We start from the raw sequence: 13,945 nt of genomic DNA, 5'->3' as shown, positions 1-13,945 counted from the left end.
AAATTCACATCAAGCGATGGATTCGACTGGCTGGTCCTGCAGCAACGCCAGCAGACGCGCGATTTCTTCACGCATCTTGCGACGGTCGACGATCATGTCGACGGCGCCCTTGGTAACCAGGAATTCAGCGCGCTGGAAGCCTTCAGGCAGCTTTTCGCGCACGGTGTTCTCGATCACGCGCGGGCCGGCAAAGCCGATCAGCGCCTTCGGTTCGGCGATCACGACGTCGCCCATGAAGGCGAACGAAGCGGACACGCCGCCCATGGTCGGATCGGTCAGGACGCTGATGAACGGCAGCTTCTTCTCTGACAGCTTGGTCAGCATCGAGGTGGTCTTGGCCATTTGCATCAGGGACAGCAGGCCCTCTTGCATGCGCGCGCCGCCGGTGGCAGTGATGCAGATGAACGGCACCTTCTGCTCCAGTGCAACCTGGGCCCCGCGCACAAAACGCTCGCCCACCACCGAACCCATGGAACCGCCCATGAATTCAAACTCGAACGCCGCCACCACCACCGGCAACGTCATGATGGAACCGCCCAGCACCACCAGCGCATCGGTTTCACCGGTAGCGTCCATGGCGGCCTTCAGGCGGTCAGGGTATTTTTTACTGTCTTTGAACTTGAGCGTGTCGATCGGCAGGGTTTCCTGGCCGATCTCATAGCGGCCGCCGGCGTCCAGCAAGGCGTCCAGGCGTTCGCGTGCACGTATCCGCATGTGATGGTTGCACTTCGGGCAAACATGGATGTTCGACTCCAGGTCGGTGCGATACAAAACCGCTTCGCATGACGGGCATTTGACCCACAATCCCTCGGGGATCGATTTACGGGTTGCCGAGTCGCTGCGCTGAATACGTGGGGGTAGTAATTTTTCTAGCCAACTCATAGAGCGACCTCCTTCAGATTTTTTTCCTGCCGAATTGTACCTTCATCCCCAAATCGGCGAAATAGCTAATCAAGCCAGCCAATCCAGGAAATATTTGCCACTTTGGCATGCAAATCACTCGTCCAGCGCCTTCCTGATCCCTGACAGGAAGCTTTCTACCGCAGCTACAGCCTGTTCCGGCGGCGTATTCTCCAGTTCCTGGATAATCCGGCTGCCGATCACCACCGCATCCGACACCTGCGCCACAGCCTTGGCGGTAGCCGCATCGCGGATGCCGAAACCGACGCCGATTGGCAATTTGACATGTTTGCGGATCGCCGCCACCCGGGCCGCCACTTCGCCGGTATCGATATTGGCGGCGCCGGTCACGCCTTTCAATGAAACATAATACGTGAATCCGCTGCTGACCTTGGCCACCTGCATTATCCGCTCTTCGGTCGAGGTCGGCGCCAGCAGGAAAATCGGATCCATGCCGTTGGCTTGCATCTTTTCGGCAAACTCTTCGCATTCTTCAGGCGGATAGTCGACCACGATGCTGCCATCGACCCCAGCTTCCTTTGCGGCAGCGATGAAGGCATCGACACCCATCCGCTCCAGCGGATTGGCGTACCCCATCAGCACCACCGGCGTGCTGCTGTCGGTCTGCCGGAACTGGCGCACATAGCCCAGGACGTCATGCAGGCTGACGCCGAACTTGAGCGCCCGTTCGCAAGCGCGCTGGATCACCGGGCCTTCTGCCATCGGGTCGGAAAACGGCACCCCCAGTTCCAGGATGTCGGCGCCGCCCCTGACCAGCGCATGCATCAGCGGCACGGTCAGTTCCGGCGCCGGGTCGCCGGCGGTGATGAAAGGGATCAAGCCTTTTTTATTGTTTGCAGCGAGCGCTGCCAAGGTAGTCTGGATTCGGGACATGGTATCTATTGGATGAGGTGATCAGGACTGCAGGGCGGGATTGCCGCCCTGCCCTTGGCTGCTACAGCTTCAGGCGTTCGGCAACCGTATGCATGTCCTTGTCGCCGCGGCCTGACAAATTGGCCAGGACAATCCTGTCCTTGGGCAAGGTCGCCGCCAGCTTGGCCGCATATGCCAGGGCATGGCTCGATTCCAGCGCCGGGATGATGCCTTCGATGCGGCAGCAGGTATGGAACGCCGCCAGCGCCTCGTCGTCAGTCACGGTTTCGTAGGTGGCGCGGCCGGAATCCTTGAGCCAGGCGTGTTCAGGGCCGACGCCAGGATAATCCAGGCCGGCCGAAATCGAATGGGTCTCGATGATCTGGCCGTTGGCGTCTTGCAGCAGGTAAGTACGGTTGCCATGCAGCACGCCCGGCGAACCCAGCGTCAGCGAAGCCGAATGCTTGCCGCTGGCAAGCCCCTCGCCCGCGGCTTCCACCCCGACCAGGGCGACATCGCGATGATCGATATAGGGATAAAAAATGCCCATCGCATTCGAGCCGCCGCCGACACAGGCGACCACGTGGTCAGGCTGGCGCCCTGTCATCTCGGGCATCTGCACCAGGCACTCATTGCCGATCACCGACTGGAAGTCGCGCACCATCATCGGATAAGGATGCGGGCCGGCCACCGTGCCGATGATGTAGAAAGTGTCTTCGACGTTGGTGACCCAGTCGCGCATGGCTTCGTTGAGCGCATCCTTCAAGGTCTTGGAGCCGGATTCGACCGGCACCACCTTCGCCCCCAGCAGGTTCATGCGATACACGTTCTGCATCTGGCGCTTGACGTCTTCGCTGCCCATGTACACCACGCATTCAAGGCCGAAGCGCGCGCAAATGGTGGCAGTCGCCACGCCATGCTGGCCGGCGCCGGTTTCGGCGATCACGCGCGGCTTGCCCATGCGCTTGGCCAGCAAGGCCTGGCCGATCACGTTGTTGATCTTGTGGGCGCCGGTGTGGTTCAGGTCCTCGCGCTTGAAATAGATCTGCGCGCCGCCCATCTGCTCGGACCAGCGCTTGGCGTGGTAAATCGGGCTGGGACGGCCGACATAGTGCTTCAGCTCGCTGTGGAATTCGGCCAGGAATTGCGGTTCGTTCTGGTATTTGGCGTAAGCCTGCTGCAGCTCGCTCAATGCAAGCGTCAGGGTTTCCGAGACGAAGCTGCCGCCGTACATGCCGAAATGGCCCTTGGCGTCCGGCAGGTTGTACCGGGCGCTCTGGCGCAAGGTGGTATTGGCGAGCGGCTGGCGCTCGGCGTATTGCTCGAGGGGAGTGAATTCTTTCATGGCATATCTCTCTGTATTGGTTGCTGAGCCTGCCCGCCGGACCTTGGAAAACGGCTGCTAGAGTCCGGCCGGATCGGCGTCCGCCTGCCGTACCGCGGCAATGAATGCGCGAATCTTGGCGGCGTCCTTGATGCCCTTGTCTTGCTCGACGCCACTGCTGATGTCGACCGCAAAGGGACGTACGCGCTTTACCGCGTCAGTCGCATTGTGCACGCTCAAGCCACCACTTAAAACGACCTGAGGCGCGAGTTCTTTTGGGATGAGAGACCAATCAAATACCTTTCCACTGCCGCCATAAGCTTCAACCAGGGTATCGAGCAGCAATCCTGCAAACAAATGGCTGCTGTCACGATATGCCTGTGCGTATTCTAGCAAATCGGCGGCCGTTGTAGCACTGCCGATGCGCATGGCGCGGATAAACGGCCGGTTTACCGCCTGCGCCAGCGCCGCGCACTGCTCTACCGTTTCGTCGCCGTGGAATTGCAGCAGAGATACCGGCGCCAGCGCCACGATCTCCTGCAGCTGCCTTGGCTCGACGTTGACAAACAGGCCGACCGTGGTGATGAACGGCGGCACCTTGGCCAGCAGGCCGCCAGCCTGCTGCGGCGTGACGTAGCGCGGGCTTTTCGGATAGAACACGAAACCCAGCGCATCGGCGCCCGCCGCAACGGCGGCTTGCACATCCTGCTCGCGGGTCAGGCCGCAGATCTTGATTCTGGTGCGGTGGTTCATCGGATTCAGTCTAATCGGAAACACATCGGAAAGCGCAATATAGCATCTTTAAACATGACAAATCGACAGCAGAATTTCCGCTGCCTATAACCAGGGCAACAGCGCGGCCGCCTGCTGCGGCAGCTGCCACTTCGGGTCATAAGCCACTCGCGCCAGATACAAGCCGTCGGGCATGAAAGTCGGCGCCGCGCGGCCGCGGTCACGCTGGACCAGCAACTCGGCCAGCCATTCCGGCGGCTTGCTGGCGCTGCCCGCATAGATCAGGGAGCCGACGATATTGCGCACCATATGATGCAGGAAAGCGTTGGCGCGCAAGCTGAACACGATCAGGTCGCCGCGCCGCTCGATGCGGATCTCTTCCATCGTGCGCACCGGCGACTTGGCCTGGCATTCCACCGCGCGGAACGCGGAAAAGTCGTGGGTGCCGACCAGGTGCGCCGCGGCCTGGCGCATCAGCTCCAGCTCCAGCGGCCGGAACACCCAGCCGGCCTTGCCTTCCAGCAGCGGGGAACGGACCGGGTTGTTGTACAGCAGGTAGTGATAGGTCCTGGCGGTGGCGCTGAAGCGCGCGTGGAATTGATCTTCGCCGGCGCTGGAAGATCCCGCCGGCAGTTCATGCGCCCAGCGCACCGCGATCGACGGCGGCAGGAATGCGTTCAGGCCGCGCACCCAGGAGAATGTTTCACGCGACAATGCCGTATCAAAATGCACGACCTGCTCCAGCGCATGCACGCCGGAGTCGGTACGGCCGGCGCAAGTCGTGCCGATTGCGCCCTGCGTGAATTTTTCCAAGGCGGCCTCCAGCCGGTCCTGCACGGTCTTGCCGCTAGGCTGGGTCTGCCATCCTTGCCAAGGCGCGCCGTCATACTGCACGCCGAGAACGATACGATTCAATCCGGTTCCAATCTCAAAAAAAGCAAACGGGCGCCAGCATAACGCCGCGCCCGTCAAAAGCAAAATGCTAAGGGTATTGTACTAGCTACATTACAGCTTGGTCAGCAACGACTTGGCTGCATCGACCTGCTCTGCGCTACCGCCCTTCAAGACTTCTTCCAGCAGTTCGCGCGCGCCTTCCTTGTCGCCGATTTCCTTGTACGCAACGGCCAGGTCGAGCTTGGTCGCCATTTCGGGATTGGCTGTCGCCGACGATGCAGTATCAGCTATTGCAGGCGCTGCAGGAGCAGCGCTGGCGGCCGGCGCATGGATCGCACTGTCCAGGTCCAGGTTCATGCCGGCCAGGTTGAACTCCAGCGGCGCGACCATAGGTTCCGCATGCTGGGCATACGAAGGTGCTGGCGGCGCCTTGGCCGGCTTGGTTTCCGATGGAATATCAATATGGGCATGGGCCGGTTCGTAGTTCGAAGGCTGGCCGCCTGCCGGCAGTTCCAGCGAGCTGAACGCCATTGCCGGCGCAGCGCTCTTTTCCACGGCTTTCGGCGCCGCGGCCGGAGCTGCCGCAGGCTTATGGTCCAGTTCGAAGTCGAGCGCGTCGAGCATGGATTTGCCGGCGTCGTGAGAAGCCGACAGCAACACGGTGTTCTGGTTGGCCGATGTTTCGCTGCCGAGTTCTTCCAGGTCAAAATCCATGTCAGCCGCTTGCGGCGCAGCTGCAGCGCTGCCTTGCTTGCCCAGTTCGGTGGCTGTCAGCGGCGCCAGCAGCTGGGCCGGCGCGGCCGGTTGCACCAGTTCAGGAATCGGCGCAACAGCATGCGGTTCGGTCGGCGCTGTCAATGAATTGAAGTCGAGGCCATCCATCGGCTGGGTCGGTGCGGTAATCGAATCAGCCTTCGCAATCACCTGGTCCTGCAGCTTGCCGCCGCCATACAAAGGGTTGGTCGGATCGACATTCTGGCCCAGTGCAGCAGCCTGCTGCCAGTCTTCGCCTTCGCCGCGGGTCAGGCTGTAGAGTTCGCTGGCCAGGATTTCAAAGGAGCGCGGATCTTTGCGGTTGGCGTAGATTTCCAGCAGCTTGACGCGGATCGCGTTGCGGTTTGGCTGGTTGCGCAGGGCTTCTTTCAGGATTTCCTCGGCTTGCGCATCGCGTCCGTATGCGATATAGACATCAGCTTCGGCGACCGGGTCGACATTGGTATCCAGGTGGCTGACCGACGGCACGAAATTCGAATTGAAGATGCTGTTCTTGGTGTCGACGCTCTGTCCGCCGGTCGAACCGAACAGGGAGTTGCCCTTCAGGCCGGTATTTGTCATCGGCGCTCCGCTGCTGTCCAGGAAAGCCTGCTGGCGCGCGCGGTTGCGACGGTAACGGAACAGTCCGAGCCCGGCCAGCAAAGCCACCAGAACGCCGCCAACCGGCAGCAGCAATGGATTTTCGGTAATGCTTTCGATGAAACTCGGCTCAGGCGGCGGCGGTGCGGCTACCTTTGGCTTGGCTGGCGCCGGCGCCGGGGCAGTAGGCGCAGCGGCAACCGCTGCTGCAGCGGCTGGCGCGGCGCTGGCGACGCCTGTATCGACAATGGCAGCAGGAGCCGAGCTGACAGCGGCTGGTTCAGCCGCGGCTGGCGCCGGCACCGGGACGGCTGCCACTGCAGGAACCGCTGCCGCAGGTGCAGCTGCTGCCGGCGGCGGGGTGACCGGGACGGCAGCGGCTGGCGCCGCCGCTGCAGGAGTTGCAGGCTTCACATTGGCAGCCTGGTTTTGCAGGTCGGCCAGGTTCTTGTTCTTCAATTCCAGCGTCTTTTGCAGGTCGCTGACATTCTTTTCCAGTTCCTTGACGCGCGCTTGCGCTTCGGCGGCAGCTTTTTCCCGTGCGATCTTCTCTTCTGTCGCCGCAGTGGCGGCAGCCGCTGCCTTGGCGTCTGCTGCCTTGGCGTCGGCGGCTGCGCCGCGCGACAATTTCAGCTTGTCCTTGGACTCGCTGGCCGGCGTGGCTTGTTCTTCCACCTTGGCGGTAATCTTGCCGCCGCTGCTTTGCCTGGATTCAGCAGCCGCATTCGGCGCAGCCGACTCAACCATCCCGGCCAGCTTGTTGCGATAGCTCTTGAAATCGTTCGATTGCGCCAGCACTATGTTGCGGGCTTCCGATTTGCTGACGCTGCGTGCGCTGTCGGCATCCGGGATCGACAGGATCTGGCCCGAGCGCAGGCGATTCATGTTCTTGCCGACAAACGCGCCTTCGTTGCTGCGGTACAACGCTACCAGCATCTGGTCCAGCGAGATGCCGGCCGGCAGGTTTTCGCTGGCGATGCGGGCCAGCGAATCGCCCTTCTTGACTTGGTAATCGCCGCTCGCAGGCGCCGCTGCTGCGCTGGAGGACTTGGCAGGGCTGCCGGCAGTCGAGGCCGAGGCAACCGGCTTGCTTGCGCTGCTGGCAGGAGCGGTCGCGCCGCCGGCGACTGCCCTGGCGGCTGCTGCACGAGTAGCATCGGTAATGGTCGAAGCGACGCCGCCTTGCGACTGTACCGGGCTGGCCTGGGCAGGGGCCGAACGAGGAGCGGCATTGAGAGCCCCGGTCGTAGCACGCGGCGCTGCAGGCGCGGCCGCGATCTGCGCCGGCTGGGCCTGGCGCTGGCCGGCCGGATCGAGCAACAGGGTGTATTCGCGCACCAGGCGCGCCTTGGTGCCGCCCAGTTCCATCAGCATGTCGACAAACGGCTCATTGATGGGCTGGGTCGAAGTGACCCGCACAAAACGGCGGCCATTGCGCTGATCGATGGCGAACTGCAACGACATCAGGGCCGGGTTGAAATCGATGTTGGCTTGCTGATAAGTTTCCGGGCTGGCCAGTTTCGCCACCAGCGTGCCGGCTTCGTCCGCGCTTACCGAGGTAAGCTCAATTTCTGCACGTAACGGTTGTCCCAGCGAGGACAGCACAGTTAATTTACCCAGTCCGGCAGCCTCGACGCTGGACACCATCAGCAGGGTGGAAACCACGGCTGCAGTGAGGGTCTTTAAACCGGTGGAAATAAATTTATTCGAAGAATTCAGGTGCATGTTGTGTGGCATGAAGGACTGTCCGTTGACGTATAAGGAAACAAATCTTGCTGAAAGCAAATACTGTACCCAGTTTTTTTAAAAATCAATATCCAGATTGACATTAGTCTGGCGCTTCGCAAATGCGATCCCATTTATGAAGCACTCGCACATTAGCGTAACAACATTCTGCAAATACAAACAGATACGCTAAGCCCGCCAGGACTTTCTTCAAGAAAATACTTAGCGGGCCATATTGCAAGTCGGCAACAATATCACAACTACTGCAACAAGTCAGGTGTCCAGCACAATCCGCAGCATGCGACGCAACGGTTCTGCCGCACCCCACAATAACTGGTCGCCTACGGTAAAGGCTGACAAATAATCGCCACCCATCTGCAGTTTGCGCAGACGACCGACAGGAATTGTCAGGCTGCCGGTCACTGCCGCCGGGGTCAGATCGCGCATTGATGACTCTTTGTCATTAGGCACCACCTTCACCCACTGGTTGTTACTGGCGATGATGTCATTGATTTCGTCCAGCGGCACATCTTTTTTCAGTTTGATGGTCAATGCCTGCGAATGGCAGCGCATGGCGCCGATGCGGATGCACAGGCCATCCACCGGGATTACCTTGCCGCCATTGCTGAAACCCTCGCCGCGGCCAAGGATCTTGTTGGTCTCGGCGCCGGCTTTCCATTCTTCTTTTGACAAGCCCTCGCCCAGGTCCTTGTCGATCCAGGGAATCAGGTTGCCGCCCAGCGGCACGCCGAACTGCCTGGTTTCGTCGGCCGACAGGGAATGCTGCTTGCCCAGCACCTTGCGGTCGATTTCCAGGATCGCCGATTTCGGATCGTCCAGCAGCGCCTTGACTTCGGCGTTGATGGAGCCGAACTGGGTCAGCAGTTCGCGCATGTGCTGCGCGCCGCCGCCGGAAGCCGCCTGGTAGGTCATGGAGGTCATCCACTCGATCAGGTCTTGCTGGAACAGGCCGCCCAGGCCCATCATCATGCAGGAGACGGTGCAGTTGCCGCCGATGTAGTTCTTCACGCCGCGCTGCAAGCCGTCCTTGATGACATCCAGGTTGACCGGATCCAGCACGATAATGGCGTCGTCTTTCATGCGCAGGGTGGAGGCGGCGTCAATCCAGTAGCCGTTCCAGCCGGCGGCGCGCAGCTGCGGGAAAATCTCGCTGGTGTAGTCGCCGCCCTGGCAGGTAATGATGATGTCGCATTTTTTCAGGGCTTCAATATCGGTGGCGTCCTTCAACGTTGTTTCGTTTTTCGCCAGCGCCGGGGCTTTGCCGCCGGCATTTGAAGTTGAAAAGAATACCGGTTCGATATGGGCGAAATCGCCCTCTTCCTGCATACGCTGCAACAAGACCGAACCCACCATGCCACGCCAACCGACCAAACCAACCAGTTTCATCATGATTCCCTAACAAAATCGGGGAAAAGCCCCGCACTCCACGACAGACCCACCTGCCAAATTTTTTTATGCCAGCGCCTTGACCACCGCCGCACCCATTTCGCCGGTGCCGACCTTGGTGGTGCCGGCCTCATAAATGTCCGCGGTGCGCAAGCCTTGCGCCAAGACCTTCTTGACGGCGTTATCGATGCGATCGGCCTGCTCCGCCTTGTTGAGCGAAAAGCGCAGCATCATGGCGGCCGACAGGATGGTCGCCAGCGGATTGGCAATGCCTTTGCCGGCGATGTCCGGCGCCGAACCATGCGACGGCTCGTACAAGCCCTTGTTGCTGGCGTCCAGCGAAGCCGACGGCAGCATGCCGATCGAACCGGTCAGCATGGCGGCCTGGTCCGACAGGATATCGCCGAACATGTTGCCGGTGACGATGACGTCGAATTTCTTCGGCGCCCGCACCAGTTGCATCGCAGCGTTATCGACATACATGTGATCCAGCGCAACGTCAGGATATTCCTTATGCACATCAGTGACGATGTCTTTCCAGAACTGGAAGGTTTCCAGCACATTGGCCTTGTCGACGCTGGTCAGGCGCTTGCCGCGCTTTTGCGCCGCCTGGAAGGCGACGTGTGCGATGCGGCGGATTTCCGGCTCGGCGTAGCGCATGGTGTCGAAACCTTCGCGTTCGCCCTTGAACGCGCCGTCCGGCGCGGTGCGCACACCGCGCGGCTGGCCAAAATAGATGTCGCCTGTAAGTTCTCGGATGATCAGGATATCCAGCCCGGACACCACTTCAGGCTTCAGCGTCGAGGCGTTGGCCAGCTCCGGATACAGGATCGCCGGACGCAGGTTGGCGAACAGGCCCAGGTGCTTGCGCAGGCCAAGAATCGCCTGCTCCGGGCGCAGCGAACGCTCCAGGGTATCGTATTGCCAGTCGCCGACAGCGCCAAACAGGATGGCATCAGCTTCTTTTGCCAGCTTCAGGGTGCCTTCCGGCAGCGGATGGCCGTGCGCAGCATAGCCGGCGCCGCCGACCGGCGCGCTTTCCAGTTCAAATTTTTCACCCAGCGCGTTCAATACATTGACCGCTTGCTCAACGATTTCCGGACCGATGCCATCACCTGGCAAAATTGCTATCTTCATTTTTTCCTGGATTGAATAATTCAAAAAACGATTGCAGACGAGCTGCTTAAATGGTGTTTCCCAGCCAAGGCTGCGCAAACAGATGGCGCTCCTCGAAATCGCGGATCTTGTCGGATTGGCGCAGGGTCAGGCCGATATCGTCGAGACCGTTCAGCAGGCAATATTTGCGGAACTCGCCCACTTCAAACGGAAACGCAATGTTGCCGTTGGCGGTGCTCACCAGCTGCTTTTCGAGATCGATCTGCAGCCGATAACCGGGGAATGCCTTGACTTCGTCGAACAGGCGATCGATCTGCGCTTCGGGCAGCACCAACGGCAGCAAGCCGTTCTTGAAACAGTTGTTGAAGAAAATGTCGGCAAAACTGGGCGCGATGACGGCACGGAAACCGTACTGGTCCAGCGCCCAAGGCGCATGCTCACGCGACGAACCGCAGCCGAAGTTCTTCCGGGTCAGCAGGATCGAAGCGCCCTGGTAGCGCTGCTGGTTCAGGACAAAATCAGGATTCAGCGGACGGCGCGAATTGTCCATGCCCGGCTCGCCATGGTCCAGGTAACGCCACTCGTCAAACAGGTTCGGGCCGAAACCGGTCCGCTGGATAGATTTCAGGAACTGCTTCGGGATAATCGCGTCGGTATCCACGTTCGCACGGTCCAGCGGCGCTACCAAGCCATCCAGTACAGTAAATTTATTCATCTCTTTTATTCCAATTTGCCCGCTAGCGCGAGGCGATCACTTGCCTTGAATTTTTTCGCCGACGTGTTCCACATCCTTGCCGAAGCCGTGGAAAGTATTGCAAGCGCTCAATGCATAGGCGCTGGCCAGCAAAACACACAGGGTGACTATTTTTTTCATCTTGGTCCTTCCGTAATAATGTATAGCGAACAGGTTATAAAGCACGCACGTCAACAAAATGGCCGGCAATGCCGGCAGCGGCAGCCATCGCCGGACTGACCAGGTGGGTGCGGCCGCCGGCGCCCTGGCGGCCTTCGAAATTGCGGTTCGAGGTGGACGCGCAACGCTCGCCCGGCTCCAGCCGGTCCGCATTCATGGCCAGGCACATCGAGCAGCCCGGTTCACGCCATTCGAAACCGGCGTCCTTGAAAATCTTGTCCAGGCCTTCGCGTTCGGCTTGTTCCTTGACCAGTCCCGAACCCGGCACCACCATCGCCAGCTTGACGTTGGAAGCGCGGAACTTGCCGCGCACCACCGCCGCCGCCGCGCGCAGGTCTTCAATCCGCGAATTGGTGCAGGAGCCGATGAATACCTTGTCGATGCGGATGTCTTCAATCGCGGTGTTTGGTTTCAGCGCCATGTAAGCCAGCGCCTTTTCCATGCCGTCGCGCTTGGTGGCGTCTTTTTCCTTGTCCGGATCGGGCACGCGGCCGTCCACCGCCACCACCATCTCGGGCGAAGTGCCCCAGGTGACCTGCGGCTTGACTTCGGCGGCGTCCAGCGTCACCACCATGTCGAATTTGGCGCCCGGATCGGAATGCAGGGTGCGCCAGTAGGTCACGGCACGCTCCCAATGCGGCCCGGCCGGCGAAAACGGCCGGCCCTTGACGTAGTTCAGCGTGGTGTCGTCGACGGCGATCATGCCGGCGCGCGCGCCCGCTTCAATCGCCATGTTGCAGACTGTCATGCGGCCTTCCATCGACAACGCGCGGATCGCCGAGCCGGCGAATTCGATCGCGTAACCGGTGCCGCCGGCGGTGCCGATGCGGCCGATCACGGCCAGCACGATATCCTTGGCGGTCACGCCTGCAGGTATCGCGCCGTCGACCTGCACCAGCATCGACTTCGATTTCTTGGTCAGCAAGGTCTGGGTAGCCAGCACATGCTCCACTTCGGAGGTGCCGATGCCGTGCGCCAGGCAGCCGAAGGCGCCGTGGGTCGAAGTGTGGGAATCGCCGCAGACCACGGTCATGCCAGGCAGGGTCGCGCCCTGCTCGGGACCGATCACGTGGACGATGCCCTGGCGATGGTCGTTCATGCCGAAATAAGTCAGGTCGTAGCTCTTGGCGTTGGCGTCCAGGGTTTCCACCTGCAGGCGCGAGACCGGGTCGGCGATGCCGTTGGCGCGGCCGGTAGTCGGCACGTTGTGGTCGGCCACCATCAGGTTGGCCGACTGCCGCCATGGCTTGCGGCCGGCCAGCTTCAGCCCCTCGAAAGCCTGAGGGCTGGTGACCTCATGCAAAAGATGTCGATCAATATACAGAATCGCCGTGCCGTCCTGCTCGGTATGGACGACGTGGGATTCCCAAAGTTTATCGTAGAGCGTTTTAAGCATGATCCAGGGCGGCTTCGAGACCGCGCAAAACAGTGAATTTAGCTCTTGATTATGCCATAGAAGCAGCCCGCCAATACCCAGGAACGTCGTGAAAATGAGATTCCCGGCCCTGGCATGTTGCTTATATTCACGTATTGCAGCCCCGGAAACGCCAAAGCTGTAAATTGTTTAGCTCTTTCTCATTTAGCCGCTTTGCCGCGCAGATAGCCGGACAGATCAAGTTTTCCGGTCGCCAGCGCGGTTCCCAGCAAGATGACCAGGCAGCCGAGGACCATGCCGGCCGTCACTTGCTCCTTCAGGAAAATGGCGCCCCAGACCACCCCGAAGATCGGGATCAGGAAGGTCACCGAAGCCGCATAGGCCGAGCCGACGCGGTCCAGCAGCCGGTAGAAGATCGCGTAGGCCACGCCGGTGCACAGCACTCCCAGCGCCAGCACTGAATACCAGGCGGTGCTGGACACCGGCGCCGCCGGCCAATACAGCACCGCCAGCGGCAACAGCACCATGGTCGCCGCCAGCTGGCTGCCGCAGGCCACGACAAAAGGCGGCACGCCGGCCAGGCGGGTTTTCGAATAGTTGATCGCAAAACCATAGGACAGCGTAGCCAGCAGCACGGCGCCGGTCGCCAGCCAGACTCCGGGCTGTCCCTCGCCGATCTTGTCCCACACCAGCACCACCACGCCCGCCATGCCGACCAGCATGCCGATCACTTGCGGCCGGCTCATCGGCGTTTTCAGCCAGACGAACGCGATCAGGCCGGTCCATAACGGCACGGTGGCGTTCAAGACGGCATCGAAACCGGCATTCACATACAAGGTCGAATAGGCAAACAGCGAAAACGGCAAGGCTGAATTGGTGACGCCGACCACCAGCAGCGGCCACAACTTGCTGCGCACCTGGCCGCGTGCGGCAGCCGAACGCAATACCGGCAGCAGCACCAGCGCGGCGATGCCGACGCGCAAGGCGATCAACGGCACCGGACCGAATTCCGGCGTACCGACGCGCATGAAAAGAAACGATGCGCCCCAGATGGCCGCGAGAGAAAACAATTCCGCAATATTCATGGCTGGCTTTTTGATTTGGATTGAGTGCTCCGGCAGCCTTCGGCAGCGGGACACAAATTGACATGCGGCAATATATCCGATAATCGCGGCCGCGTAAAAAATTCAAGCTACCGAGGCCTATGCCGATCGCAAAAAAATCCGCTCAGCACCGAGATGCACACTCCTCCCTCTCATAAAAATCCGCCCGCGCATCACATGCGGAAAGCAACGCTCCACATGCCATCTCAGCGAAACAATCCGGAATCTGC

The 13,945-nt window shown here is 60.5% G+C and carries 12 protein-coding genes; all 12 read right to left on the bottom strand.

The features are described 5' to 3' along the window. Positions 1-9: 9 nt before the first annotated feature. Positions 10-882, bottom strand: a complete 873-nt coding sequence (gene accD, locus AC07RZ_RS14155; protein ID WP_014005861.1) for an acetyl-CoA carboxylase, carboxyltransferase subunit beta — start codon at positions 880-882, stop codon at positions 10-12. A 114-nt stretch (positions 883-996) separates the two neighbouring features. Further along, positions 997-1,794, bottom strand: coding sequence for a tryptophan synthase subunit alpha (gene trpA / locus AC07RZ_RS14150; RefSeq protein WP_092392344.1), 798 nt, complete (start codon positions 1,792-1,794; stop codon positions 997-999). A gap of 61 nt (positions 1,795-1,855) precedes the next feature. Continuing rightward, on the bottom strand, positions 1,856-3,118 hold the full coding sequence (gene trpB, locus AC07RZ_RS14145; RefSeq protein WP_494668378.1) for a tryptophan synthase subunit beta: 1,263 nt from the start codon (positions 3,116-3,118) through the stop codon (positions 1,856-1,858). Positions 3,119-3,175: 57 nt separating this feature from the next. Next, complete coding sequence (locus tag AC07RZ_RS14140) at positions 3,176-3,850, bottom strand: phosphoribosylanthranilate isomerase (protein ID WP_494668377.1); 675 nt, start codon at positions 3,848-3,850, stop codon at positions 3,176-3,178. Positions 3,851-3,934: 84 nt separating this feature from the next. Beyond that, on the bottom strand, positions 3,935-4,744 hold the full coding sequence (gene truA, locus AC07RZ_RS14135; protein WP_494668376.1) for a tRNA pseudouridine(38-40) synthase TruA: 810 nt from the start codon (positions 4,742-4,744) through the stop codon (positions 3,935-3,937). A gap of 90 nt (positions 4,745-4,834) precedes the next feature. Beyond that, positions 4,835-7,813: a motility hub landmark protein FimV gene (locus AC07RZ_RS14130; RefSeq protein WP_494668375.1), complete on the bottom strand. Its 2,979-nt coding sequence runs from the start codon at positions 7,811-7,813 to the stop codon at positions 4,835-4,837. A gap of 261 nt (positions 7,814-8,074) precedes the next feature. Continuing rightward, on the bottom strand, positions 8,075-9,208 hold the full coding sequence (gene asd / locus AC07RZ_RS14125) for an aspartate-semialdehyde dehydrogenase (RefSeq protein ID WP_144736535.1): 1,134 nt from the start codon (positions 9,206-9,208) through the stop codon (positions 8,075-8,077). Positions 9,209-9,274: 66 nt separating this feature from the next. Next, positions 9,275-10,345: a 3-isopropylmalate dehydrogenase gene (gene leuB / locus AC07RZ_RS14120; protein ID WP_144736406.1), complete on the bottom strand. Its 1,071-nt coding sequence runs from the start codon at positions 10,343-10,345 to the stop codon at positions 9,275-9,277. Positions 10,346-10,391: 46 nt separating this feature from the next. After that, positions 10,392-11,039: a 3-isopropylmalate dehydratase small subunit gene (gene leuD, locus AC07RZ_RS14115; RefSeq protein WP_092392332.1), complete on the bottom strand. Its 648-nt coding sequence runs from the start codon at positions 11,037-11,039 to the stop codon at positions 10,392-10,394. A gap of 36 nt (positions 11,040-11,075) precedes the next feature. After that, positions 11,076-11,198 (bottom strand): entericidin A/B family lipoprotein, encoded by a 123-nt coding sequence (locus tag AC07RZ_RS14110; protein WP_050808536.1) that lies wholly within the window; start codon positions 11,196-11,198, stop codon positions 11,076-11,078. A 34-nt stretch (positions 11,199-11,232) separates the two neighbouring features. Continuing rightward, positions 11,233-12,633: a 3-isopropylmalate dehydratase large subunit gene (gene leuC / locus AC07RZ_RS14105; RefSeq protein ID WP_144736404.1), complete on the bottom strand. Its 1,401-nt coding sequence runs from the start codon at positions 12,631-12,633 to the stop codon at positions 11,233-11,235. A 179-nt stretch (positions 12,634-12,812) separates the two neighbouring features. Continuing rightward, a complete protein-coding gene (locus AC07RZ_RS14100; protein WP_494668374.1) occupies positions 12,813-13,697 on the bottom strand; it encodes a DMT family transporter in 885 nt (294 codons plus the stop codon). Between the last annotated feature and the right edge of the window lie 248 nt (positions 13,698-13,945).

This window comes from Collimonas sp. GW821-FHT07E08 (assembly GCF_059418905.1).
This window is presented reverse-complemented; position numbering and strand designations above follow the sequence as displayed.